Below are 22,975 nucleotides of genomic sequence, written 5' to 3'. Positions count from 1 at the left end.
GGGAACCGTCTGACGCTGCAAGAGAAAGGCGTAAAAAATGTGGCTTATGATGAAGGTTGTTGTTTTGCCCATTGTAAAAACCGGGCCCGCGTGTCGGGATCGGCCTGCTGGAACCAGAATTTAAGGCGCTGTTCCGTCAGGGTCTGGGACTGGGGAGGAATAACGTCCAGTTCAGAGACGCCGGATAAAAGCGTACTGTCATCCGCCATCATGGTGGCAAACTGCGGAAGCGATGCGCGTTTTCCCGCTTTGTTATAGGTCTGGGTCGCGGCCTCGTAATCCGGGCCTTTCGGCGAGGTCGTTAACGCCAGAATATCCAGCTTCACCGGAATCGGCATCGCATTCCCGTCCAGCAGTTCAACGCGGGGTGAAGCGTCGAAGGCCGCAGATTCCTTCTCCGTTTCAAGGCGAGGCAGGGTGATGTTCACCTGACTGATTTGCCGGGTATTAAAGCTGACGATCAGAGGCGGGGAGATGTACATCCGTTGCTCGTGATTAGCCAGACCGATCGACTTTTCTACCCGAAAGACCAGCTGATGCGGCCCGTTATCTAACTCGATGCTGTCTGCACCGCGCAATAACGAGCTGGAGACCTTTTTTCCGTCCAGTACAAGAAGATCAATGTCGGTAGAGAGCCGGAGCGTGGTAGCAAAAACGCAGACCGGCATCACTAACGCAATCAGGGCAGTGGCAATACCGGTTTTCATAGAAGGCTCCCGTCAGAAATCCTGTCGCCGCATTAATGTATCTAAATTTTTCGATAATCACGTTTACTAACATATAGACATATTTCGCCGTTTTGCCCTCATGCATCTGTATGGGATGGATGGTTGAGATGTGCGGTTTGGCGTACACTTTTAAAAAAGCCAGGAGAAAAACCATGAAAGAGAACGATATTGCCGAGATTCTGACATCCACGCGTACCATTGCGCTGGTGGGCGCGAGCGATAAACCCGATCGTCCCAGCTATCGGGTGATGAAATACCTTCTCGATCAGGGCTATCACGTTATCCCGGTCTCACCAAAAGTGGCGGGGAAAACATTGCTGGGTCAGCAGGGTTACGCCACGCTCGCGGACGTGCCGGAAAAAATCGATATGGTCGATGTCTTCCGTAATTCCGAGGCAGCGTGGGAAGTGGCGCAGGACGCTATCGCCGTAGGGGCGAAAACGCTGTGGATGCAGCTGGGCGTGATTAACGAGCAGGCCGCCGTGCTGGCGCGGGATGCGGGGTTGAAGGTCGTCATGGATCGCTGTCCGGCGATCGACATCCCCCGTCTGGGGCTGGCGAAGTAATAAAAAAAAGCCCGTTATCGGGCTTTTTTTACACGCTTAGTTCCGCAGGCGCGGAGCCTGTAACTGTTTGCGGATAGTCTGAGCAAGTTCATCCATTGTGGGTTGCTCCGGATGCTCTTCCTGCAGCTCGCTACTCAGCTGCGCTTCGGCCAGATAGGTGTGAACGGGTTGTCCATCATCACCTTCCATTACCACATGGTACCAGGGCGCGGCGCGAAGCTCTGCGTTCACCGCCAGCTCGTCTGCTGACGGTTCATCAAGGGAATACTCCGGGTCGATATCCACGACCACACCCAAATACCCTAGCAAAGTGTGGCGGACCTGCTGGCCGATACCGAATTTGCTGGCAATCATAGTCACCTCCCGGGAAACACTACTTACACGTTATGTGCGGGCAATATTTCTCTTTTCAAGTTACATGACGCGACAGGCAAACCCTTTCAGATACAGTCCTTCCGGGTAGGTAGCAATCACGGGGTGATCGGCTGCCTGACGGAACTGCTCTATAAATTGTACATCACGACCAGCATCTATTGCGGCATCGGCGATGATTTTCTGAAATAAATCTGTGGTCATCAGGCCGGAGCAGGAGAAGGTGAGCAGAACCCCGCCCGGATTCAGCAGCTGGATAGCCAGCATGTTGATATCTTTATACCCGCGGCACGCGCCCATCAGCTGGCTTTTGTTTTCCACAAACTTCGGCGGATCCATCACGATAACGTCGAACTTCTCGCCCTGATCGCGATATTTACGCAGCAGCTTGAACACGTCATCGCGCACAAACTCCGCTTTGCTCAAGTCCAGCTTGTTGAGCTCGACGTTCTGTTTTGCCACGTCCAGCGCTTCCTGCGACGTGTCCACGCTCACCACCTGAGCACAGCCGCCCATCAGCGCCGAAACGGCAAAACCGCCGGTATAGGAGAAGCAGTTCAGCACGCGTTTGTCGGCAACGTACTGACGCGTAGCCAGACGGCTGTCGCGCTGGTCGAGGTAGTAACCCGTTTTGTGCCCGCCCTGAATATCCACCAGCAGCTTCATGCCGTGCTCTTCAATCGGCAGCAGGGCCGGTGGCAGTTCGCCCGTTACGGGCCCCTGAGTCAGCTCCATGCCTTCTTTTTTGCGCACCGCCACATCGCTGCGGTCGTAAATGGCGCATTCCGGGAACAGCGTTTGCAGCGCGCTGATCAGCGCGGCACGCTGGTATTCCGCTCCGGCGCTCAGGAGCTGCAGCACCAGGAAGTTACCGAAGCGATCGATGGTCACGCCAGGCAGGCCGTCGGACTCACCGGCAATCAGGCGGTAGCTGTCCAGCCCGTCGCGTTTTGCCAGCCAGTCGCGCCACTGCTGCGCCTGCTGCAGACGGCGAACGAAGAAGTCGATGTCGATGGTTTCATCTTTATCAAACGTCCAGACGCGAGCGCGGATCTGGGACGCTGGCGAGTAGGCGCCTCGCGCTAACCATTTCCCCTGATGGTCAACGATATCAATGGTTTCACCGAGGCTGGCTTTGCCTTCCATACGGGCAACCGCGCCGGAAAAGACCCAGGGATGACGGCGCAGTAATGATTTCTCGCGCCCTTTGGCTAACACTAAACGTACACTCATAATTTGCTGTTCTGTCGATTTCAGGAAATGGCGCGTAGATTACCACATTCAGCAAGGCGCAATCATCTGCGGATACCGTTGAGCGTTTCGGCACAAAATCAAATCGCTTAGGCACATTACGATATTGCAGCTGGGTTTAGAGTGGGGCTTCCGGTACAGCAGAGGAAGCACCCATGAAAAAGCGCAGTGTGATAGCAATAGCCGCTCTGACGGCGATGAGTTTTCAGGTTTTAGCAACAACGCCTTTCGACGTCACCAGCCGGGATATTTCCGGCGAAAGGCGACTGGCGCAACAGCAGGTATTTGAGGGGTTTGGCTGCCACGGTGGGAATATCTCTCCACAGCTGGCATGGAAAAATCCGCCTGCCGGTACGAAAAGTTTTGCCGTCACGGTATATGACCCGGATGCGCCTACCGGAAGCGGCTGGTGGCACTGGACCGTAGCCAATATTCCGGCGAAGACAATGACGCTGCCCGCTGATGCCGGTAACCCAAACGGCGAGAAATTACCTGCCGGCGTTGTGCAGGGGCGTAATGATTTCGGCTATTCTGGATTCGGCGGCGCATGTCCACCCGAAGGGGACAAGCCTCACCGCTATCAGATTACCGTCTGGGCCCTGGACGTGGATAAACTGCCCGTCGACAACAATGCCAGCGGTGCGCTGGTCGGTTTTATGCTCAATAGTCACGTTCTGGCAAAGGCTCAGTTAACAGCAACCTACAGCAGATAAGGATGGCAGGGTGCAGGAGTTTCATTTTCGACATAACCATCTTACCGCGGGTGAAGTGACTGCCAGCAAAATGCATCGCCTGCACCAGGTTAAGCTCTTTTTTCCGGCTATTTGTCATATCACTCACGGCACTAAGGTGATAGTTCAGGATGATAACCGCCTGGAGGCGACACGGGATGAGCTCATCATTATCCCGGCCAATACGGCGATGGAGATTATCAATCAGCCTGTAAACGGTCTGTTTCACTCGGATTTGCTGATGTTATCCCCGGAGATCGTCGCCGAGTTTAAGGCGCATTACCTGAAATCCTGGCCGCGCACGACGCTGCATTCGCTCTGCGCCCCGCTGAGCGAGGGATTGGCGTTTATGTGGGACAATCTGCTGCACGCCGTGCGTCAGGATTTACCGGAGGCGCTACAAAAGCATCAGGCTTTCGGCCTTTTGCTGGCCCTGCTGCACGATGGCGTGGCGGGTCCGCTGCTTGTTGAGCGCAACAGTAACCTGACCGAGCAGGTGCGGCAGTTCATTATGCTGTCGCCCTCCAGAGCCTGGACCGCGCAGGATGTCGCCAGCCGTCTGGCCTTAAGCGTGCCGACGCTGCGCAGACGCTTACGTGAAGAGTCGCAGAGTTTTCGCCAGATCGTGGAGGAGGTGAGGATGGCCGTTGCTTTGTCACAGCTCCAGTCAACCCGATTACCAATTGGCGAAATCGCATTACAATGTGGGTATCTTTCCAGCTCTCGTTTCACCGCCCGTTTCCGGCAGCACTATGGCTGTTTGCCGAAAACGCTACGTTAAGGAGAAGAAAAATGTCAAAAGTCTGCACCATTGCCTGGGTTCACGGCGTTGTTCAGGGCGTGGGGTTCCGCTACAGCACCCAGCGCGAAGCGGTTGAGCTTGGGCTCACGGGATACGCGCGAAATAGGGACGACGGCAGCGTTGAGGTGGTCGCCTGCGGCGAAGCGGAGCAGGTCGACAAGCTGGTGGCGTGGCTGAAAGCGGGCGGGCCGCGCAGCGCACGGGTTGATAAGGTCTTAACGGAACCGCATCAACCCGGGCGCGAATACGTAAACTTCGGGATTCGGTATTAAATACACTTCACCGGCTTAGGCAGGCCGGCAATTTTGGTGGCCTGTTTTGCCGGGCCTTTCGGGAACAGACGATACAGATAGCGGCTGTTGCCTTTCTCTTCGCCGAACTTATTGGCCATGGCTTTGACCAGCATGCGGATCGCCGGAGAGGTGTTGAATTCAAGATAGAACTCGCGAACAAAACGCACCACTTCCCAGTGTTCGGGGGAGAGGGTAATCCCTTCGTTTTCCGCAATTTTCTCCGCCAGCGGCTCGCTCCAGAGCGTCGTATCTTTCAGATAGCCTTCGCTATCGGTCTCAATTTCCTGGCCTGCAAAAATGAACATAATCTTCTGTCGTCTGTGAAAAAAACGGCGACAGTGTAGCAAAAAAGCCGCCGAAGGATAAGCCGTGCCCTACAGGAGCAGTTGCAGCAGATTGTTGGCATTAAGCTTTTTCAGCGCGCTGCATTTATGGGTTGAAACCTGTTTCTCAGACATACGCGTCACGATGGCAATGTGGCGTACCGGCAAGCCGGTAAGCATCAGATCGAGCACGTTGAATTCAAGGCCGGTAAGACAGCAGTCAAGACTTCGGACGCGGCGAGGCTCTTTTGCCAGCAAATATGCCGCATCAGCGACGGCGATCCGGTCATCGATGATATAAAGGGTCAACGTACTGAAACGCTTGCGTAAATGCGTCGCCAGCGCCCACCCCTTTTCATTGCAGACCAGATACAGGCTGCCTTGCCAGCGGGCGGCTTCCAGTCTGAGCAAAATGTTTATCAATGCCTGATGCGTACCCGCCACGGAAAAACGGCAGCGTACGACAACCACGCGGCGGGTAAGCAGCGCTGGCTGCCATTGCACGGTGTCGCTTTGGACCTCTGGCTGAACGCCCCGACGCAGCAGCGCGTAGCGCAACCCTTCGGCGTAAAATCGATTATTGTCGAGAATGGCGTAACTCACGGTGACCTCGTTATAACGTGCTGGGCGTATAGATAACGCGCAGCGTGCCGGTATAGTCGCCCGCGTTTTTGCTGCTGGCGGCAAACGCGGGGGTTTTCAGGATAATAGGGGCAGGGATGCACAATACGCTCTCGCGTCCGCCGGGCAGCACGACCTGACGCAGATGCTGCGGATCGTTTGTGCCTTGCCAGACCAGGGTTTTACCGTTCGCGACGCTTTCGGTTGCGCCTGTGATTGGGTTGGTGACGGAGACCCGATAATCGAGACGATCCCGCGCATCGGTCTGGCTACCGCCGCGTCGCCTGATTGAAAACGCGCCTTCGGCACGATCCGCTGAGGGGAGTCCGTCATCCTCAAAGCGAAGATAGGCGCGGGTGCTGGTACTGTTTTTGCCGTCGTAAAGGCACATATCCAGCGAATTTTCACCCTGGATCTCACTGCCCCCGGGCCGCCCCGGGAAGTTGGTCAGGTTGAGGTTAACGACGGGCGTTGAGTGCGGAAAGGCCGGCAGATAAATCTGCTGATTACCCGGATCGACCACCTCAATGCGAATGTTTGCCTGCCACCTGGCGATGGTGAGGTAGCCAGGGCATCCGACGTTTACGTCATTGAAGTTTCCGCCACAGTCGGCGCTCCCCCATTGACGCAGGTTCTGCTTCAGCGTTGCGGTCCAGATCCCCGGCAGGGCGAGCTTATCCAGTTCGCTTTTCACAATATAGAAATCGAAATAGGGTTCTCTGTTCCAGGCGCTGAGATCGCCCGTTCCCCCTGTGACAAAACTGGCGAAGATAAAGACTTTATTGTTGATAAACATGTAGTGATCGCCATATACCTTGATATCCACCGTCTTGCTGGTGAGGGCATGCGTGAAACGTAAATTGATGGCATAGGGCGCGGCCGGGTTAGCTGAGAACCAGACCGGTGAGTTCATGCAGGCCCCGTTCGTGGTATCAGTTCGGGACTCACAGGTCAGGGTATTACGTCCCCACTTTTGCGGGTCGGCGAGGTCATAGCCGCCCGATTCATGAAACCAGATATCGAAACGCGCAGGCGGTGCCGTACGATCGAAGCTGATCCCAACGCTGGTGTTTCGTCCCGCAGGGGCGCCCGCCAGCGCCTGGCCTGTCCACAGGCTTAAGAACAGTAATATAAAGAAGCACTTAATCACATCATTTCCCTTTAATGAGGTTGTCGGCGTTCATGGCAGTTGGACTGGCAGGTACCGATCGTCCGGCGAGCATCAGCTGCGCCTGCTGCTGGACGGCATCCGGCAGGGCGGAGAAGGTTAACTCCCGGCAAGGAATTGAGCCGACATAGCGCACCACGTCGCGCATACTTTTCACGTTGAGTTCGCACTGATAAAACTGCTGCTGGCGCACCAGGTAGAGGTTATGCAGCAGGGCATCGCTCTGGGCGCTGAATCCGCCGTTGCCAAGATCGCTCCAGCCGTTAACGTTCAGCGGCACGCCACCGATAAACGGCGAATGACGCTCGTCGGTTAACTGGCCGAGCCAGGTGTAGCTTGCGGTGGTTTGCACATCCCGACGCAGCAGTTTGCCAGGCACCATAAACAGCGTTCTGCTGCCTGAACCTTGCGTGATCTCACTGCTGGCTCCCCGGGATACGTCCAGCGATTCGTTAATCGTCAACGTTGTCTGCTGGTAGCCCGGCACTGCGAAGAGGGCGCGGCTATTGCCCGGAATGTCTGCGCTCCCGCTGTTATCCAGCGACACGGCAACGCTCGGAGCCTGGGTATCTTCCGGTGTGGCAACGTTAACCGCGACGGCGGAAGCAGGACGACCGTCGCTCCAGCGTCCCAGCCACAGGCCAGAACGCGACAGCGCAAGGGTCGAGCTGTAGTTGCCGCTGCTGCTCAGCGTATGGCGCCTGTCCTGACGATCCCAGGCGTCGCTGACGGTCAGGCTGCCGTTGCCGTATCGCCCGCCCTGGCGCGTATAGGCTGAGGTATTCAGCGAGTCGCTGTTAATGCCCGACGCGCTCAGACCATACTCGTTTTCGCCGCGTGCATCGGCGTACCAGTTATGCGCCACGTTGTAGCTCAGCTGATTTTTTTCACGCTGCTGGTGCTGCCAGGTCGCGCCCAGAGAGGTATAGCTCGACGCATCACCCTGACGGTTATGCGCCATGGACAGGCTCACGCTCAGGTAGCCGCCTTTGTCCCTGCCGGCGCGGGCGTCATCGTGACGCATGAACAGGTTAATGCTGCTGTTAATGTTGAGGCCTCGGGTGCTAAAGGCATTGCTCAGCCCTCCCTGCCAGGCGCGCGAGCGCGAGCGGGTCATATAGACCGATTCCCACGGCAAACCCGCATCGTGGCGGTCGTCGCTGTCCGGGAGCTCCCGACGTGAAACGTACCGTCCTTCGTTGCGGTTATCCGAATATCCGAGGCTCGCATACCAGGCGCCGACAGGGACGGAAAACATCACCGAGAGGGTGCGATAGCAGCCGTTCACGGCGTCAAACCCCGCGCTTCGGGTGTTGCAGTTTTCCGCTGATAGCGCGTTACGATAGAGGCTCAGTGAAAAACCGTCGTTGTAGCTGATTTGCTGAATATTGCCGCGCTGGCCTTCGCTGCCATAAAGGTAGCTAAACCGGGTACTGAGCACGCCGTCGATCGGGCCCGCGTTGAAGCCCCGGCTCCAGTCGAGCGCATTTTCCAGGAAACGCTGGTTTTTCTTTATCGTTGCTCCGCTGGTCAGCGCCAGGGTCGGGGTGACGGGCAGGCGCACACCCGCCTGCGCAACCGCGCTGCGTTCTTCGTTCCGATCGCTATTGTCGGTTTCACCCGCCTGCAGGAACCACTCGACGCGGTCAAATGGCGTAATGCCGGTTCGGGTAAACGGCACCTGCTCGGTACGCGTCAGCCGGTTATTTTCATAGACCGACAGCGTGACGGTGTAGCTCCCGTCCGGAAACGATCGCGTGTCGAGGGTTTGCGCCCCGGCATTCAGATAAAAGCTGGCCAGCAGCTGATTGCCACGGCGGGCGTCGATACGCGCGTCATGGGAAAGCAGTACGGTGACAGGCGTTCCCTTTGACTGCTGAGCCGGATTCATCCACGCTCTTGTTGAACCCGTGCGCAGACCGCGAATTTTGCCCAGCGGCAGCTGGCTGAGGTTGATATTCCCGCCGGCATTACTGAACAGATCGCGGGTATCCATCTCGCCCAGCTGGACATAGTACTGACGCAGGATATCCTGGCGGAACCAGGCGTTGTTGACGGTGATTTCCTGTTGCTGCTGGCGCCTTGAACGCTGTCCCAGCCAGGTCCAGTCGAGGTTAACATAGCCGTCCTGCGTGAGCGCCAGCGCGCCATTGCCCTGTACGGTGGCTGACTGATAATCCCTGTCGGCAACAAAATTAATATTCTGCTGATGGATCAGCGCATTTTCGGTGTCCTGCGTGGGCTGATACCACTGATTTTCCGCGGTAGCTTTAGGCAGATATTTCTTGTCCAAAAACAGGCTAATGCGGGCGTTATTCTCGTCATAGATAATGGCCGCGCGGTCGGTATCAATGTAATCGCAGCCCGCTGCGGAGCCGTTGCTGCTGCAGGCCAGGTTGCCGTTACGGGCAAGCGGAACGGCCAGCGCGGCAGACACGGTGCCAACGAGAGCAGGGTCGTCGTTAAACCGACGTTTGATGGCCGCAACCACGGTTTCAGGTGCGACAAAACTGACCGTTTCAAGCGTGATATCCGTTTCAAAAAGTCCAAGCGACTCGCCGTAGAGGTTGACCTCTGTCCACAGGCGCTGCGTTTTCGCCAGATCTTCAAAACCTGCCGGGACGGCCATCCCGGCGCAGGCGAGTTGGATGGATGCGGGTAACAAAGCAACAAAGAGGAGAGTATTTCTGTGAAACGCCATGAACGAGCCTCGACATCATCCTGACGTCAGAGGGTGGGCACCCTCTGACGTTATTCCTTAGGTGCTGTGGTGTTACGCACCGCCTTCCGTGGTAGTCGCCTGCGTCAGCATCAGGCTGACAACGCCGCTGTACTGACCGGTTTTCAGAATGCCTTTGGTGGTCTGAGAAATGGTCAGCGGCAGTACCGCTGAACCGTTTTCAATGCTTCCCGGGAACAGTTCGGTACCGGTATATTCCACATCGGCGGTAGAGAGGGTTTTGTCGCCCAGCTTCACCGTCATTGGGATGGTCTCAGCACCGTCGGCATTTGCCAGCTTCGCGGCGCTTACCAGACGGACTTTCACGTTGCTGGTGGCGGAGTTAGACCACACCTTGGTATTCAGGCGATAGCTTTCCAGACCGCGGCCAGGCAGATACTGCATATCGATGCTTGCCGGCAGCGGCGTGTTATCGGCCTGGGTCATGTCCAGCTGTGAATCAACGCTGGCGTTGACGGTAATATCTTTTTGGATCGCCAGCGCGCTAACGGACGTGGTCATCGCGGCAACAATCATCAGAGGTTTAAAGTACTTACGCATTGATATCTCCATATTTACAAATGAGCACCCTGGCTCTTTAAACAAACCCTTTGGGGTCTTTACGGTAACGTCGTGTTATTGCACGACGGGTAAATCAGCTTCTTCAGCGGTTTTATTCACCCAGTTGAAGTAGCGGAATTTATATTTCTGGCCTTGTGTATTTGTGAGCGTTTTTAATTTCCGTTCGGTATCCGGATAAATCGTCGCGTCTTCTTTAACCCATTTACACGACGAATCTGCGTCACAAATACCGATCTCTCTCAGCGGCACGCGCAGCGTACCGTTGTTTTTTAACGTGCCCCTGCGAGGGTCTATCGAGAGTGAAACCGCACTTTTTTCCGGGGCGAGGTGGATCAGGGCGCCCCAGATCACATTGACGCCCAATGTCGCCGTCGCAGCCGGGCTTTCTGCCTTGCCGGGAATAATGCTGTCAGGCTGCTTTACCCCTTCAAAATAGACGCGCCAGGTGGTCTCTTTTTCCGGTGGCGTAAGCGATACCAGACGAACGACGCGCATGGCGCCTGCCGCGAGGGCAAATTTTTCGGGCGTGACAACAACGCCGCCTTCTTTCCACGAGGCCACATCAATCTCTTTTTCCTGGGCCGTGCCGGGATTAAGAATTTTCTTTTGCCTCACCCGAATGAACTGAATATCATCCGTTTTCGACGCTACCTTAATTTGCGCCGCACCGGACCTGTCCACATTCAGTTCCATGGGGTACACGCTCATATTGGCCATTGCCATTTCTGAGAAAAATGGCAATGACAGCGCGGCGACATAAAAGGCGGTTGTCATGTTCACTCTATTTTTCTGTTTCACATTCAGTCTGCCTGCTCTGAGTTCATCGGCGGCGCGTTAACACCAGGACACCGTCTGCTTTCGTATTGCTTCAGGGCAGGGAAACTTTAACCAGAACAGCGGTTTGTGAAAATTTGTATTAATTAACTCGTTAAATACAGGTTTTTATCCTGCTTTTCTGTCTTTAAGGTTGTATAGTTAAGCGAAAATACCGCGGCCAGGGATAGGAAGAAAATTCCTTCTGATGAAAAAATAAGCAGGTCAGGAGGCGGTTTTCATGTCGATGTACCAGGGATTAAAAAAGCATGCGGTAACAGCCGAGAATAAAAGATGTTTTTTATATGCAATAATTCGTTGTTATTCGATCCTGAAGCACATGCAATAAGTCTTGTTGGACAACCAGAATCTGTATTAACGCTTTCGGCGCCAGCCGTGCGGCTTTTGCAGGAATTTATAAAACACAAAGGGCACGACCTGAGTCGGGAGGAATTGATCACTCGCGTTTGGGAGGAATTTGGCTTTACGCCATCGGGAAATAATCTCAATAAAGCGGTAAGCGAATTACGTAAAAGCTTCCAGTCTCTGGGAGAGGGGCACGAATTTATTGTGACCGTACCCCGTTACGGATTTCGCTTTGATGCTGAGGTGATTTTTCAGCCCGGGGAGAATATTCCATCCGTCGATCCGCAGCCCTCGGTCGCACCGCAAGAAGTAAAGCCTCAACGCGCCTCCATGAAAAAATGGGCGATTGTGGCCGTATTGATCGTCGCTGCGCTGGGGACGAGCCTCTACTTCAGCCGACAGCAGGGGATTTTCATTCCGGCGAAACTCAAGCCGGTTAAGGAAAAAATCGCGCGTTGCAGCATCTGGATTATCAACGATCACGGACGACCGCTGGTGCTATCGAAATTAGCGGAGCGGCTGGAGGCTAATAACGTGGCGTGCGGACGGGAGGAGTACGACATTTATTATTTCAGCGCCCGTTTTACTATTTCCGCTGCAGATGAGGTGTTTATTGGTGCCTGTCCGGTCAGCAAAACCAGCCTGTGTAAAACCATACGTTATAAAAGCGGGGCACAAAAATGAAAATAAAACTTCTTTTTGGCGTGGGCGGTGTACTGGTTGGTTGTTCGCTGGCATTTTTTTACTATTCCGGCAGCGTGGGTAAAAAGGATGTGCTGGCCTGCAGCACTGAATTTAATTTCACGCGCAATGAGGGAAAAGCCAGTGAAGTGAAGGTCAATACCGTTGCCCAGTTCTATTTTCATCGGGACGGTACCGGGTTGACCACCTATAAAGGCGCGGCAAGGGCTGGCGGGCAATGTTTGATCGTTGACAGGGATGTGGATTTTACCTGGCAGCAGCGGGACGATGATAACGTCATCGTATTGAGCTACACCAAAACCTGGCGTCGGCACAATGACAATACGCCTGATGCTCAGTGGGGTAGCTTCGCCAATCCGACCGCACGCTACTACCTGACGATCTCTGAACTCTCGCCTTCCGTGTGGCTGATTCAGGACCGGCGCTATCCCACCTATATTTGCCGGGGTGAGTAGGGCATAAAAAAAGGAGAATGCCACAGGCATTCTCCTTTTTCGTATCCGTTGTGCTTAATCGCGGCTGGCGAAGCCCAGGATGCTCAGCAGGCTGACGAAGATGTTGTACAGCGACACATACAGGCTCACGGTGGCGCGGATATAGTTCGTCTCGCCGCCGCGAATGATGTTGCTGGTTTCAAACAGGATCGCGCCTGAAGAAATCAGAATAAACACGGCGCTGATTGCCAGATGCAGGGCAGGCAGCTGCAGGAAGATGTTTGCCACCATGCCCACCAGCACTACCACAACACCCGCCATCAGCATACCGCCGAGGAAGGACATGTCCTTACGCGTGGTCAGCACGTAGGCCGAGCAGCAGAAGAACACCAGCGCGGTACCGCCCAGCGCCATGCCGATAAGATCACCCATACCGGCAGACAGATACGCATTCAGCATCGGCCCCAGGATGTAGCCCAGGAAGCCGGTGAAAGCAAACGCGGACAGGATGCCGACGGGCTTGTCAGCGGTTTTGTAGGTCAGGAACATCAGACCATACATACCCACCAGCGTCAGGATCAGCCCCGGAGACGGCAGCATCAGAACGGTGCTGGCGGTGGCGGTGATCGCTGAGAAAGCCAGCGTCAGGCTGAGCATGAAATAGGTATTGCGCAGCACCTTATGGGTGCTGAGTAGCGATGTGCGGTCGCGTGAAGAAGTAATTATACGATCCATGAGTCACTCTCTTATGACAGATGTAATTAGTGGAAAGAATAGGAAACGGCACGCCAGTCTCAAAGTGGTTTTACCCATCTTTACTCAGCACGTTAGCGCTGGAGGTGGTTATTTCTTCTGCAGAAATCCGTTTCGCCAGTATGAACAGCGGTTTGCGACAATTTACCAGATCAAGCTCTTATAGGTTACTGAAAAATATTGCGTTATTACCATTCGAACGCTAAGAGTTATTTCCGGATCGTCATAAAACAGACTATAAGGCGAAGGAAATGAAACCACAAACACGCACTCACTTTACGCTCTCTTTGTTAACCGCAGGGATCCTGTGCGCCAGCACGGCAGCCTGGGCGGCTAACGTGCCGGCAGGAACCGCGCTGGCCGACAAACAGGAACTGGTCAGAAACAACGGCAGTGAACCGGCTTCGCTCGACCCGCATAAAGTCGAAAGCGATGTCGAATTCAATATTATCAGTGATTTATTCGAAGGGCTGGTGGGCGTTTCCCCGGCAGGAGAAGTTCAACCCCGACTGGCGGAAAAATGGGAGAACAAGGACAACACCGTCTGGACGTTCCATTTGCGCCCGGGCATCACCTGGAGCGACGGCACGGCGATTACCGCTGAGGATGTGGTCTGGAGCTGGCAGCGCCTGATCGATCCGAAAACGGCTTCGCCGTATGCCAGCTATCCGGGCAACATGCATATCGTCAACGCGGCCGATATTGCTCAGGGAAAAAAAGCGCCCGATACGCTGGGCGTAAAAGCGATTAACGACACCACGCTGGAAGTGACGCTCACGCAGCCAAACGCGGCCTTCCTCGCGATGCTGGCGCACCCGTCGCTGGTGCCGGTGGATAAAGTGCTGATTGGCCGCTTCGGGGATAAGTGGACCAAGCCGGAGCATTTCGTCAGCAGCGGGGCGTATAAGCTGTCGCAGTGGGTGGTCAACGAACGCATCGTGGCAGAGCGCAACCCGCGCTACTGGGATAACGCACATACCGTGATTAACAAAGTCACCTACCTGCCCATCACGTCCGAGGCCTCGGATGTGAACCGCTATAAGGCGGGCGAAATTGACATCGTGTACACGGTGCCGATCAACCAGTTTGCCCAGCTCAAGAAAACCCTCGGCAGCGAGCTGGACGTTTCACCTCAGCTGGCGACCTATTACTACGAATTCAATACCACCCGGCCGCCGTTCAACGACGCGCGCGTGCGTAAGGCGCTCAACATGGCGCTGGATAAAGACATCATTGCCGGAAAAGTATTAGGGCAGGGGCAGCGCCCGGCGTGGCTCATCAGCCAGCCGGATATTGGCGGCGTGAAGTTACAGAACCCGGATTACGCCAGCTGGCCGCTGGACAAGCGCATCGCTGAGGCGAAAAAGCTGCTGAACGAGGCCGGATATAACGCCAGCCATCCTCTGAGCTTCAACCTGCTCTACAACACCTCTGAATCGCACCAGCGCATCGCGATTGCGGCCAGCTCCATGTGGAAGAAAAACCTTGGCGTGGAGGCAAAGCTGCAAAACCAGGAGTGGAAAACCATGCTGGATACCATGCACACCCACAACTTTGACGCGGTGCGGTACGCGTGGATTGCCGATTACGACGATGCGGCGACCTTCCTGAACAACTTCCGCACGGGCGACAGCGAAAACACCAGCCAGTACAGCAATCCGGAATACGATCGGGCGCTGCTCGATGCCGCAAAAGCCAAATCAGCGGAAGAGCGGGGTAAGTTCTACCAGCAGGCGGAAGATCTGCTGGGGCGTGATGTGCCGGCTATTCCGGTTTATCACTACGTCCGCACCCACCTGGTGAAACCGTGGGTAGGCGGATTTACGCCGGATAAGCTGGGGTACTATTTCACGAAAGACATGTACATCAAAAAACACTAGGCCTGTGCTGATAAAATCGTCGATGTGTCGTCAGTTCAACCGATTAAACACGTTTTGACTATTTTTACAGCGAACGAGTGCAGCCACTCTTTACAGCACGCGGTGAGGTGTTTATAGTTCGCCTCACTTAGGAAGTGTGGCCGAGCGGTTGAAGGCACCGGTCTTGAAAACCGGCGACCCGAAAGGGTTCCAGAGTTCGAATCTCTGCGCTTCCGCCAGATATAAACCCCAGGTTACTCGTTAACCTGGGGTTTTTCTTTTGCCTTAACGCGGGTTTGTCTGTCACCAGATTCTGGCCATTCCTTCGCTTTCCGGGCGAACGAGCGTAAAACCAAATTTTGCATAAAGCTCAGGCACATCCGCCATTAAACAAACGTAGGCCCCTTTACAGGCATGGGTATCCAGCCAGGCTACAAGCGTTTCCATAATGACTCTGCCAAGCCCTTTCCCCTGATAAAGGGGATCAACGGCGACATCGACAATATCGAAATTCAACGCACCGTCCCCCACGATTCGCCCCATACCCACTGGTTTACCCTCATACAGAATATGCATGCCGTAACAGCTGCCAGGCAGTGCTTTCCGGGCTGCCTCCAGAGGACGAGGGCTGAGGCCCGAGATTTCGCGCAGCCGACAAAACGCTTCTGCAGTGGGGACGGTCTCAACAACGGTATAGTTATCAGGCATAAAAAAGCTCCAGTCAGTGTCCATCAGGGGATCCCAGTCTGGCAGTAAAACTGACTAAACACGATTTTTAGGATCGATCCGCCTCACACTTTTAAGACTCTGCTATTTCCCTGTAAAAAACAGGCGTTATCATTCATCCTGTAAATATATTGCTATCTCTTACCGAGGCTTTGATGCTGGAGAATGTTTTCATCAGATAATCAGTTTCCCGCCCTTTTCAGGACGGACTGGTTATCGCTGCGCTTAAACCTTACGCGCGCACCTGCGGGTGTGGGCTCGTTTTTACGCATGATGATTACACAGGTTTTCCAGTATGAATTTATCCCGTCAGGAACAACGCACCTTACACGTTCTCGCCAAAGGTGGACGTATTGTGCACGTCCGCGACAGCTCTGGCCGCGTCACTTCCGTTGAGTGCTACACCCGTGAAGGGCTGGTGCTGAGCGACTGCACGCTTAGCGTCTTTAAAAAACTCCGCACCAAAAAGCTGATCCGTTCCGTGAACGGGCAGCCTTACCGCATCAACACTACCGGGCTGAACAACGTTCGCGCCCAGCTGGATAATCGCTAAGCGGAATAAACAACGCCACCCGCGGGTGGCGTTCATGCATTGAACGGTGTAATTCAGGGATATCGTTGCGGATGCAGGAATGTAGGCCGGGTAAGCGCAGCGCCACCCGGCAATAAAGGCGACGTTTAAGAGCGGATAAAGGCCAGAATGTCCGCGTTGATGGTATCCGCGTGCGTGGTATGCATCCCGTGCGGGAAGCCCGGATAAATTTTCAGTACGCTGTTCGCCAGCAGCTTGTCCTGCAGCAGGGCTGCATTCTTATACGGCACGACCTGATCGTCGTCGCCCTGCAACACCAGAACGGGAACCGTGATGGTTTTTAGATCCTCCGTCTGGTCGGTTTCTGAAAACGCCTTAATCCCCTCGTAGTGGGCCTTTGCGCTGCCGATCATCCCCTGACGCCACCAGTTTTGAATCGTGCCCTGTGAAACGTCCGCGCCATCCCGATTAAAGCCGTAGAAAGGGCCGCTGGCGACGTCGAGGTAAAACTGGGCGCGATTAGCCGCCAGCGCTTTGCGGAAGCCGTCGAAAACCTCGATGGGCGTTCCGCCGGGGTTACTGTCCGTTTTGACCATCAGCGGCGGGACGGCGCTGACGAGCACCGCTTTGGCGACGCGCCCCTGCGGTTGCCCATACTGCGCAACATAGCGGGCGACCTGTCCGCCGCCGGTGGAGTGACCGACGTGCACGGCATTGCGCAGGTCCAGGCTTTCAACCACGGCCGACGCGTCGGCCGCGTAATGATCCATATCGTGGCCTTCACTCACCTGGTCCGAACGCCCGTGACCGCGACGATCGATAGCGATAACGCGATAGCCTTCAGCGAGGAAGAAGAGCATCTGGTTATCCCAGTCATCGGCACTTAGCGGCCAGCCGTGGTGGAAAACAATGGGTTGAGCCTCTTTTGGGCCCCAGTCTTTGTAATAAATATTGACGCCGTCTTTCGTTGTTACGAATGCCATACCGCAGACTCCTCTGTTAAAGGCAAAACGTTCCCCGGCTGAGCGCACAGCGAATCATTAATGCCTTAATTAAGTTGGCTTTTTTCTCTTTCCCGTACCGACAGTACTCCTAAAGTGTAGGAGAAATAGTAAAAGCAGTCGGTTTCATTCCTGTGAAAAGGAGCAGAACAGCGTTCAGGAGGAGGGGGAACGAATGAAGGCTCCGGAGAGATCCTCCTGAGCCTTCAGGGCAGCATTAACAGCAGGGGCGTTTAGCGGTTTTCTTCAATATAGCGGGCCAGGTCCGCCGGGGTTTTTAGCACCGTCGCCACGTCAGTTGGCGGGATCATGCAGCCGTAAACGTCCTGCACTTCCAGCACCATATCGACCGCCAGGATGGAGTCGAGAATGTCGGATTCAATCAGTTCATCGTGAAAGCCCACCTTGCGGGATAACACTTTTTCGAACAGGGCGAGAATTTCTTGTTCCATAATTTTTCCTGGAGTCATTAATTTGTGCGGGCGTAAGCGTCCAGCAGCTTGCGGTCAATTTTGCCGTTAGGATTCAGCGGCAAAGCGTCTTTTACGATAATTTGTGAAGGCACCATATAGTGCGGAACGACCTTCGACAGCGATGTTTTGATGGTGTCCGGCGCCATATCCGTCACGCAGAACGCGGCAATGCGCAGCACGCTGCCGCAGGATTTCATCAGCGGCAGGACCACCGCTTCGTTGATGCCGGACATGGCCAGCAGGCGGTTCTCGATCTCGTTGATTTCAATACGGTAGCCGTTCAGTTTGACCTGGCTGTCGTTGCGGCCCTGACAGTAGATCAGCCCCGCCTCATAGCCTAGATCGCCGGTCCGGTAGCCGCGAAACGCTTCATCTTCCCGACGGAGTAATTTCGCCGCGTTCTCCTGCGGCAGGCCGAGATAGCCGCGCATGACGTTTTTACCCCAGATAATCAGCTCGCCGTCGGCGGAAATTTCCATTTTGCTCTCAGGCATCATGACCCCCACCGGCAGCACGGCGCTGTCGCTGTTCAGGATCGCATCCGTGATTTCAACCACGGTCGTCGCAATCGTCGCTTCCGTAGGGCCATAGGAGTTTATGATTTTGGCCTGCGGGAAGCGGCGGCGAAGCTGTTTAACCAGCGCTTTATTGAGCACTTCACCAATGAAGATAAAGACGTTGAGTGCGGGCAAATACTCGCTGTTGAACTGCGGGGAAAGCAGCTGCTGGTATGCAAAAGAAGGGGTGGAAACCCAGGCGGAGACCGCGTTGCTTTTCAGTCGCTCCAGCCAGTTCTCTTTCTGAATGTCCTCTTTGGCGTTCAGCACGATGTGTCCGCCCATCGCCAGATTCGCCAGCAAAGGGATCAGGGAGAGGTCAAAGCTGAATACCGCGTGGTTCATCAGGACCGGTTTTTCCGGCAGTGAAAAGTCCTGGCTGACCCATTTCATGAAGTGCCATACGCTTTCACGCCCAATCTGCACGCCTTTAGGTTTACCGGTGCTGCCTGAAGTAAACATGATGTAGGCCAGATCCTGCTCCTCCAGTACCTTGCCCGGTTCCCCGGTGGCGATGAACTGCCGGGTCGCCACGTCGTAATAGTAAGGGGCGCTGGCCAGATGGCAGATCTCCCGAAGGCGCTCCTGCGGATAGATGCAGTCCACCGGGATGTACGGAATGTTGTGCAGCAGGCAGCTATAAATCGCCACGGCGAAATCGGCCTGCTGGTGTCCGTACAATACGACCGGCGTACCGGCAACAGGCTGGCAGCGCTGATAGCGCTGCGCCCAGTCCGTCACGGCAGCAGAAAGCTGTAGCCAGCTTAAGGCTTCGTCGCTGCCGCTGATGGCCAGCTGCTGCGGGGAGGCGGGATCGCACAATGCCGCACGTAAGAAATCCTGCAGTTCCTGAAGATCGGAGTGATTTTTCATAGAGGTGACATTCCACTAAAGATGTAAAGGGATCCCGCGGCGCTTCCCAGCGTCAGAATTCGCCCTAAAAACGCAACGGCCGGATACTGCAGGCCGCGGTGCAATGCCGGGCTGCGTTTGGCTGACCACAGCAGCATATTGTGAGCGACGGAAATCGCGCCAAACAGCGCGCCGCTGATGACGTAATGGCGTTCCAGGCCATTCCATGCCCCCATGCAGAATAAGGTGCAAAAAATACCGATATTTTGCGCCAGCGTTTTGTTCTGACGGAAAAAGTTGAATTTCATCAGGTTCATATAAACGGGCATAAAGACCACATCGCGCAGCCATTCAGACAGGCTGATGTGGAAGCGGCGCCAGAAATCCTGCGGGTTCTTTGCCAGAATCGGCATGTTAAAATTTGCCGGAATGCTGAGCCCAAACAGGCGGCCCGTGCCGATGGCCATATTGCTGTAGCCCGCAAAATCAAAGTACAGGTAGGTGCTGTAGGCAATCGACATCACCACGCCCACGGTCAGCGTAAACGGCTTATGGCTCCAGGGCTGCACGACAAGGGAATCAATCAGCATGGCAAAAAGGAACTTCTGGACAATGCCGGTAATGATTTGCTCTAACGCGACTAAAAACTGTTCGCGGTTAAGGGCAAATCCGGGCTTGCTGACGTCATTCATCCATGTCCGCCAGCGGTACATTGGGCCGGCCAGGATAATAAAGGGCATAAACAGATAACAGAAATAGTGCAGGAAATTCTGACCTTCTTTTTTACTGCGATAGAGCAGCACGTCCAGCGCGCGGAACGTCATAAAAGAGAGGCCGATCATGCCCCAGTGGTTATTTAAATGTAATTTCACCAGCAGCAGCGGCAATAATGTCAGAACGACCGCCTGCCACGTTTTTAACCATCCCTTCTCTTTAAGCGTGGCAAAAACATAAAAGCTGAAAAAAACGGCGGCGGGGACAATATAATCGCCCTGAAATATATATCCCCATCCCAGCGCCGTTAACACCGAGAGCGCAGATAACCAGGTCAGACGATGGCGCAATACGCGATTAACCAGCGCAAACGCCAGCGCGGATGAAAACAAATAAACAAAAAACATTCCTGAGCTGTACATCATTCGGCCTCAGAACTTTTGATATTCAAAATGCAGCTGCATGCTCATGCTGTCATCGACAGAGGTCCACGCGACGATGGTGATCGCCAGCAGGAGATAAAGGAAAAAAAGACGGATCGCGATTTTCATCATTTAAAACTCTGTGCAATAAAGCGAATCATAGGAACCCAGGCCAGTTCGGAAGGGTGCAAACGATCCCAGTTCCAGCCATTCTGATAAGGCATGGCGTACATATCTAAATAAGGGATCTGGTTTTTTTCCAGAATGGTTTTTATTTGTTTATCAACCGGACGGAAGGTATCGGTATTGTAAAGCGCCCAGGGGTTAACCGGGTCGACGATAGCAATCACCTGCACGTGGTGTTCTTTAAGCAGCTGGACGGTTTTACTGAAGGCGGCGATTTGCGCAGGCACGACCGGCGTGTCATCCCACTGCTGCCGCGTACTGTCCTCCTCGTAAATCGTTTTGTCCATCCACAGGGTGGCCGCGCTCTGCTGGCGTTTTTTATTTAACTCGCGCGCATTCGCCAGCTCTTTATCCCAGTCGGGGGCAATGTGGGCGGCTGGCTGCTGCGGCCAGGGCTGTACCGTCTGGGGCGTGATGTTGAGCAGCGCCAGCCAGTCGTTTTTTATCAGGGTGCAGACGTTGGCAAACTGGAAGCTCAGCTCGTCCCACATCAGATCGGGGTGCCAGCCAAAGACGCGCATTTGGCCGAAGGTTAAATGGCTTATTTCTTTACTATCAATATGCTTTAAATAATTAACCAGCAGCGGGCGCGCCTGCGGATCCTTCATCAACGGATTAAAAATAGAGCCGGGGAAATTATCGGCATAGATAGCCGGTGGCAGCCCTTTTGAATAAAAGCTGTCAGGAGCCAGAAGCAAAACAACTTTACTGTTTGCGTTAAGGCTATTTTTAAAACGAGAGAACAGTAAAAATTGCGTTTCATCATCGACGAACGCATCGCCATACGCCACGACGGGTTTGTGTAATTGCTTATTAAAGTAATTATATACAGCGTAATGTTCATCTTCTGAGGTGGCCACCTCAGACGCGCCAATGAAGAAAATAGCATTCCCTTCTAAGGCATGGGAAATAGTCGCAATTTTTTCCGCTTGTTCTTTCGGCGTGCCCGCCATTGATTTAATCAGCGGCTGGAAGGTGAGGGGCGGATTGAAGCTCGTCACCAGCGGGTGAACACAAAGGAACAATATGGCCAGGGTCGCCATCAGGATATGTAAGCAAAGCGTATTTTTGATTTTCATCATCAACCAGTAACACTGCATGGCAGTAATTTCTAAATCTGCGGGTACTCAGATTTATAACAATTACACAACAAATGACCGTTTATTTTTGTGGCATTCTATACCAGAGCGATTTAAAAGGATGAGCGTTGCTGTGTAACGGTATGTACAAGGTGGCTGTGACCGGTGCGCGGCAAGCGCCTGGGTGATTTTTGCGCAGTCAAACGCCGGCGGGTGAAAATAGAAAAATTCCTGCTTTACAAGGGGCTAATAGATGTTTATAGTGCGCCTCACTTTGGAAGCGTGGCCGAGCGGTTGAAGGCACCGGTCTTGAAAACCGGCGACCCGAAAGGGTTCTAGAGTTCGAATCTCTACGCTTCCGCCAAATTCGAAACCCTGCGATAGCAATATCGCAGGGTTTTTTCGTTTTACAGGGCAATCACCAGCTCCCCGGAATGGCTCCGCGAACAGCACAGCGCCACCTGCTGATCCGTCGCGCTTTTTTCCGCCTCCGACTGCACGCTATCCCGGTGATCCACCACGCCGTCAATCACCGGCGTCAGGCACGCCCCGCAGATCCCCATTTCGCATGACAGCGGTACGTCCACGCCGTTCTCCTGTAGTACCTGAGCGATGGTCTTATCCACAGGCACCGGCCAGCGCTCCCCGGTGGAGGCGAGTTTGACCGTAAAGATCTCGCCCGCGTCACCGCGTGCGGCAGGGACCGCGGGCTGAAACGCCTCGCTGTGAAGATGGCCATCATCCCATTCCCTGGCCGTCGCCACGTCTCGCACTTTTTCCATAAACCCTGCCGGGCCGCAGATCCAGGCGTGAAGCCCCGCCTCAGGTGCCGGGAGATGCTCTGCCAGCGCCGTGCGCGGGCTGGCGGTATGAATCTGGCACTCACCGAACCGGGAGAGTTCGCGCGCAAAGGCCGCGCTTTCGCGGCGTTTGACGTAATAGTGCAGCGTAAACGGCGTTCCGGCCGCCTTCAGCTGCAGGGCCATCGCATACAGCGGCGTAATGCCAATGCCTGCCGCCAGCAGCAAGACCCGCTCAGCCTGATGCAGCGGAAACAGATTGCGCGGGGCAGAGATTGCTAATTTCTGCCCGGGTCGCAGCGTCTCGTGAACGTAGCGCGATCCGCCGCGCGAGGCGGTTTCCCGCCCCACGCAGATAAGATAGCTCTCGTCTCCACACGCACCGGTCAGGGAATACTGGCGCACCGCGCCGCAGGGCAAGTGCACATCAATGTGCGCGCCGGGCTGCCACGCCGGCAGCGCGTTACCGTCTTCAGCCACCAGCCTGACGGCGAGGCTTTTGTCGCCCTCGCGCCACAGCCCGTCAACAATTACGCTCAGCATATCGGCC

The 22,975-nt window shown here is 54.7% G+C and carries 26 protein-coding genes and 2 tRNA genes; 10 read left to right on the top strand and 18 right to left on the bottom strand.

The window, feature by feature from the left end; translation table 11 throughout:
* Positions 1-44: 44 nt before the first annotated feature.
* Positions 45-707: a DUF2057 family protein gene (locus IM317_RS16275; protein WP_033145125.1), complete on the bottom strand. Its 663-nt coding sequence runs from the start codon at positions 705-707 to the stop codon at positions 45-47.
* Positions 708-880: 173 nt separating this feature from the next.
* Here IM317_RS16275 and IM317_RS16270 point away from each other — a divergent pair, with 173 nt between their 5' ends.
* On the top strand, positions 881-1,294 hold the full coding sequence (locus tag IM317_RS16270) for a CoA-binding protein (RefSeq protein ID WP_028012609.1): 414 nt from the start codon (positions 881-883) through the stop codon (positions 1,292-1,294).
* A 36-nt stretch (positions 1,295-1,330) separates the two neighbouring features.
* Here the strand turns inward: IM317_RS16270 and hspQ are convergent, their stop codons facing one another.
* Both hspQ and rlmI read right to left on the bottom strand, forming a co-directional pair.
* Positions 1,331-1,648: a heat shock protein HspQ gene (gene hspQ, locus IM317_RS16265; RefSeq protein ID WP_008499919.1), complete on the bottom strand. Its 318-nt coding sequence runs from the start codon at positions 1,646-1,648 to the stop codon at positions 1,331-1,333.
* 60 nt (positions 1,649-1,708) lie between these two features.
* Positions 1,709-2,899 (bottom strand): 23S rRNA (cytosine(1962)-C(5))-methyltransferase RlmI, encoded by a 1,191-nt coding sequence (gene rlmI / locus IM317_RS16260; RefSeq protein ID WP_032658151.1) that lies wholly within the window; start codon positions 2,897-2,899, stop codon positions 1,709-1,711.
* 173 nt (positions 2,900-3,072) lie between these two features.
* Between rlmI and IM317_RS16255 the strand changes: the two genes are divergently transcribed.
* From IM317_RS16255 to yccX, 3 genes are read left to right on the top strand one after another with little or no spacing between them, the layout of a single operon-like run.
* Entirely contained in the window at positions 3,073-3,630 is a 558-nt protein-coding gene (locus IM317_RS16255) for a kinase inhibitor (protein ID WP_033145127.1), read from the top strand.
* A gap of 10 nt (positions 3,631-3,640) precedes the next feature.
* Entirely contained in the window at positions 3,641-4,429 is a 789-nt protein-coding gene (locus tag IM317_RS16250; protein ID WP_033145128.1) for an AraC family transcriptional regulator, read from the top strand.
* 11 nt (positions 4,430-4,440) lie between these two features.
* A complete protein-coding gene (yccX, locus tag IM317_RS16245; RefSeq protein WP_033145129.1) occupies positions 4,441-4,722 on the top strand; it encodes an acylphosphatase in 282 nt (93 codons plus the stop codon).
* Here the strand turns inward: yccX and tusE are convergent.
* The 6 genes from tusE to IM317_RS16215 all read right to left on the bottom strand — a co-directional run bounded on the left by tusE (position 4,719) and on the right by IM317_RS16215 (position 10,930).
* Positions 4,719-5,048, bottom strand: a complete 330-nt coding sequence (gene tusE, locus IM317_RS16240) for a sulfurtransferase TusE (protein ID WP_008499913.1) — start codon at positions 5,046-5,048, stop codon at positions 4,719-4,721. The genes yccX and tusE overlap by 4 nt on opposite strands.
* 69 nt (positions 5,049-5,117) lie before the next feature.
* Positions 5,118-5,669, bottom strand: a complete 552-nt coding sequence (locus IM317_RS16235; protein WP_033145130.1) for a LuxR C-terminal-related transcriptional regulator — start codon at positions 5,667-5,669, stop codon at positions 5,118-5,120.
* Positions 5,670-5,679: 10 nt separating this feature from the next.
* On the bottom strand, positions 5,680-6,837 hold the full coding sequence (locus tag IM317_RS16230) for a CfaE/CblD family pilus tip adhesin (RefSeq protein WP_033145131.1): 1,158 nt from the start codon (positions 6,835-6,837) through the stop codon (positions 5,680-5,682).
* Between the two features lies 1 nt (position 6,838).
* Positions 6,839-9,556: a TcfC E-set like domain-containing protein gene (locus tag IM317_RS16225; RefSeq protein ID WP_033145132.1), complete on the bottom strand. Its 2,718-nt coding sequence runs from the start codon at positions 9,554-9,556 to the stop codon at positions 6,839-6,841.
* 72 nt (positions 9,557-9,628) lie between these two features.
* Positions 9,629-10,135 (bottom strand): CS1 type fimbrial major subunit, encoded by a 507-nt coding sequence (locus IM317_RS16220; RefSeq protein ID WP_021240847.1) that lies wholly within the window; start codon positions 10,133-10,135, stop codon positions 9,629-9,631.
* 75 nt (positions 10,136-10,210) lie between these two features.
* Positions 10,211-10,930 carry a fimbrial protein gene (locus tag IM317_RS16215; protein ID WP_223998189.1) on the bottom strand — a complete coding sequence of 240 codons (720 nt, stop codon included), beginning with the start codon at positions 10,928-10,930 and terminating at the stop codon, positions 10,211-10,213.
* Positions 10,931-11,263: 333 nt separating this feature from the next.
* Between IM317_RS16215 and IM317_RS16210 the strand changes: the two genes are divergently transcribed.
* Together IM317_RS16210 and IM317_RS16205 are read left to right on the top strand one after the other, a co-directional pair.
* Entirely contained in the window at positions 11,264-12,019 is a 756-nt protein-coding gene (locus tag IM317_RS16210) for a winged helix-turn-helix domain-containing protein (RefSeq protein WP_033145134.1), read from the top strand.
* Entirely contained in the window at positions 12,016-12,492 is a 477-nt protein-coding gene (locus tag IM317_RS16205; RefSeq protein WP_033145135.1) for a hypothetical protein, read from the top strand. Before IM317_RS16210 ends, IM317_RS16205 begins: the two co-directional genes overlap by 4 nt.
* 54 nt (positions 12,493-12,546) lie before the next feature.
* On the opposite strand, the gene yccA is transcribed toward IM317_RS16205, so the two are convergent.
* On the bottom strand, positions 12,547-13,206 hold the full coding sequence (gene yccA / locus IM317_RS16200; protein ID WP_023335168.1) for an FtsH protease modulator YccA: 660 nt from the start codon (positions 13,204-13,206) through the stop codon (positions 12,547-12,549).
* 269 nt (positions 13,207-13,475) lie between these two features.
* Between yccA and IM317_RS16195 the strand changes: the two genes are divergently transcribed.
* Positions 13,476-15,104, top strand: a complete 1,629-nt coding sequence (locus tag IM317_RS16195; RefSeq protein WP_033145136.1) for an ABC transporter substrate-binding protein — start codon at positions 13,476-13,478, stop codon at positions 15,102-15,104.
* A gap of 130 nt (positions 15,105-15,234) precedes the next feature.
* A tRNA-Ser gene (locus tag IM317_RS16190) sits at positions 15,235-15,322 on the top strand.
* 64 nt (positions 15,323-15,386) lie between these two features.
* Here the strand turns inward: IM317_RS16190 and IM317_RS16185 are convergent.
* Positions 15,387-15,791, bottom strand: a complete 405-nt coding sequence (locus IM317_RS16185; RefSeq protein WP_033146518.1) for a GNAT family N-acetyltransferase — start codon at positions 15,789-15,791, stop codon at positions 15,387-15,389.
* Positions 15,792-16,104: 313 nt separating this feature from the next.
* On the opposite strand from IM317_RS16185, the gene IM317_RS16180 reads away from it, so the two are divergent.
* Positions 16,105-16,362 carry a YjhX family toxin gene (locus tag IM317_RS16180; RefSeq protein ID WP_021240841.1) on the top strand — a complete coding sequence of 86 codons (258 nt, stop codon included), beginning with the start codon at positions 16,105-16,107 and terminating at the stop codon, positions 16,360-16,362.
* A 125-nt stretch (positions 16,363-16,487) separates the two neighbouring features.
* Here the strand turns inward: IM317_RS16180 and IM317_RS16175 are convergent, their stop codons facing one another.
* From IM317_RS16175 to IM317_RS16155, 6 genes are all read right to left on the bottom strand, one after another.
* Positions 16,488-17,324, bottom strand: a complete 837-nt coding sequence (locus IM317_RS16175; protein WP_032658141.1) for an alpha/beta fold hydrolase — start codon at positions 17,322-17,324, stop codon at positions 16,488-16,490.
* A 251-nt stretch (positions 17,325-17,575) separates the two neighbouring features.
* Positions 17,576-17,794: an acyl carrier protein gene (locus IM317_RS16170; protein ID WP_008499867.1), complete on the bottom strand. Its 219-nt coding sequence runs from the start codon at positions 17,792-17,794 to the stop codon at positions 17,576-17,578.
* A gap of 17 nt (positions 17,795-17,811) precedes the next feature.
* Positions 17,812-19,245, bottom strand: a complete 1,434-nt coding sequence (locus IM317_RS16165; RefSeq protein WP_033145137.1) for an AMP-binding protein — start codon at positions 19,243-19,245, stop codon at positions 17,812-17,814.
* Positions 19,242-20,360, bottom strand: a complete 1,119-nt coding sequence (locus tag IM317_RS16160; RefSeq protein WP_033145138.1) for an MBOAT family O-acyltransferase — start codon at positions 20,358-20,360, stop codon at positions 19,242-19,244. Before IM317_RS16160 ends, IM317_RS16165 begins: the two co-directional genes overlap by 4 nt.
* Before the next feature lie 9 nt (positions 20,361-20,369).
* On the bottom strand, positions 20,370-20,492 hold the full coding sequence (locus IM317_RS24135; protein WP_023335174.1) for a hypothetical protein: 123 nt from the start codon (positions 20,490-20,492) through the stop codon (positions 20,370-20,372).
* Positions 20,489-21,625, bottom strand: a complete 1,137-nt coding sequence (locus IM317_RS16155; protein WP_033146519.1) for a D-alanyl-lipoteichoic acid biosynthesis protein DltD — start codon at positions 21,623-21,625, stop codon at positions 20,489-20,491. Before IM317_RS16155 ends, IM317_RS24135 begins: the two co-directional genes overlap by 4 nt.
* Before the next feature lie 276 nt (positions 21,626-21,901).
* Here IM317_RS16155 and IM317_RS16150 point away from each other — a divergent pair.
* Positions 21,902-21,989 (top strand) — tRNA-Ser (locus IM317_RS16150).
* Between the two features lie 43 nt (positions 21,990-22,032).
* On the opposite strand, the gene IM317_RS16145 is transcribed toward IM317_RS16150, so the two are convergent.
* Positions 22,033-22,968 carry a PDR/VanB family oxidoreductase gene (locus IM317_RS16145; RefSeq protein WP_033146520.1) on the bottom strand — a complete coding sequence of 312 codons (936 nt, stop codon included), beginning with the start codon at positions 22,966-22,968 and terminating at the stop codon, positions 22,033-22,035.
* Positions 22,969-22,975 lie beyond the last annotated feature (7 nt).

This window comes from Enterobacter cloacae complex sp. S3 (assembly GCF_014930495.1).
Classification (GTDB): Bacteria; Pseudomonadota; Gammaproteobacteria; order Enterobacterales; family Enterobacteriaceae; genus Enterobacter; species Enterobacter asburiae_B.
This window is presented reverse-complemented; position numbering and strand designations above follow the sequence as displayed.

Excerpts from the sequence above, each read along its gene's own strand:
- IM317_RS16275 (WP_033145125.1), bottom strand. The coding sequence starts at position 707 with ATGAAAACCGGTATTGCCACTGCCCTGATTGCGTTAGTGATGCCGGTC.
- IM317_RS16270 (WP_028012609.1), top strand. The coding sequence starts at position 881 with ATGAAAGAGAACGATATTGCCGAGATTCTGACATCCACGCGTACCATT.
- hspQ (WP_008499919.1), bottom strand. The coding sequence starts at position 1,648 with ATGATTGCCAGCAAATTCGGTATCGGCCAGCAGGTCCGCCACACTTTG.
- rlmI (WP_032658151.1), bottom strand. The coding sequence starts at position 2,899 with ATGAGTGTACGTTTAGTGTTAGCCAAAGGGCGCGAGAAATCATTACTG.
- IM317_RS16255 (WP_033145127.1), top strand. The coding sequence starts at position 3,073 with ATGAAAAAGCGCAGTGTGATAGCAATAGCCGCTCTGACGGCGATGAGT.
- yccX (WP_033145129.1), top strand. The coding sequence starts at position 4,441 with ATGTCAAAAGTCTGCACCATTGCCTGGGTTCACGGCGTTGTTCAGGGC.
- tusE (WP_008499913.1), bottom strand. The coding sequence starts at position 5,048 with ATGTTCATTTTTGCAGGCCAGGAAATTGAGACCGATAGCGAAGGCTAT.
- IM317_RS16225 (WP_033145132.1), bottom strand. The coding sequence starts at position 9,556 with ATGGCGTTTCACAGAAATACTCTCCTCTTTGTTGCTTTGTTACCCGCA.
- IM317_RS16220 (WP_021240847.1), bottom strand. The coding sequence starts at position 10,135 with ATGCGTAAGTACTTTAAACCTCTGATGATTGTTGCCGCGATGACCACG.
- IM317_RS16215 (WP_223998189.1), bottom strand. The coding sequence starts at position 10,930 with ATGACAACCGCCTTTTATGTCGCCGCGCTGTCATTGCCATTTTTCTCA.
- IM317_RS16210 (WP_033145134.1), top strand. The coding sequence starts at position 11,264 with ATGTTTTTTATATGCAATAATTCGTTGTTATTCGATCCTGAAGCACAT.
- IM317_RS16205 (WP_033145135.1), top strand. The coding sequence starts at position 12,016 with ATGAAAATAAAACTTCTTTTTGGCGTGGGCGGTGTACTGGTTGGTTGT.
- yccA (WP_023335168.1), bottom strand. The coding sequence starts at position 13,206 with ATGGATCGTATAATTACTTCTTCACGCGACCGCACATCGCTACTCAGC.
- IM317_RS16195 (WP_033145136.1), top strand. The coding sequence starts at position 13,476 with ATGAAACCACAAACACGCACTCACTTTACGCTCTCTTTGTTAACCGCA.
- IM317_RS16185 (WP_033146518.1), bottom strand. The coding sequence starts at position 15,791 with ATGCCTGATAACTATACCGTTGTTGAGACCGTCCCCACTGCAGAAGCG.
- IM317_RS16180 (WP_021240841.1), top strand. The coding sequence starts at position 16,105 with ATGAATTTATCCCGTCAGGAACAACGCACCTTACACGTTCTCGCCAAA.
- IM317_RS16175 (WP_032658141.1), bottom strand. The coding sequence starts at position 17,324 with ATGGCATTCGTAACAACGAAAGACGGCGTCAATATTTATTACAAAGAC.
- IM317_RS16170 (WP_008499867.1), bottom strand. The coding sequence starts at position 17,794 with ATGGAACAAGAAATTCTCGCCCTGTTCGAAAAAGTGTTATCCCGCAAG.
- IM317_RS16165 (WP_033145137.1), bottom strand. The coding sequence starts at position 19,245 with ATGAAAAATCACTCCGATCTTCAGGAACTGCAGGATTTCTTACGTGCG.
- IM317_RS16160 (WP_033145138.1), bottom strand. The coding sequence starts at position 20,360 with ATGTACAGCTCAGGAATGTTTTTTGTTTATTTGTTTTCATCCGCGCTG.
- IM317_RS24135 (WP_023335174.1), bottom strand. The coding sequence starts at position 20,492 with ATGATGAAAATCGCGATCCGTCTTTTTTTCCTTTATCTCCTGCTGGCG.
- IM317_RS16155 (WP_033146519.1), bottom strand. The coding sequence starts at position 21,625 with ATGAAAATCAAAAATACGCTTTGCTTACATATCCTGATGGCGACCCTG.
- IM317_RS16145 (WP_033146520.1), bottom strand. The coding sequence starts at position 22,968 with ATGCTGAGCGTAATTGTTGACGGGCTGTGGCGCGAGGGCGACAAAAGC.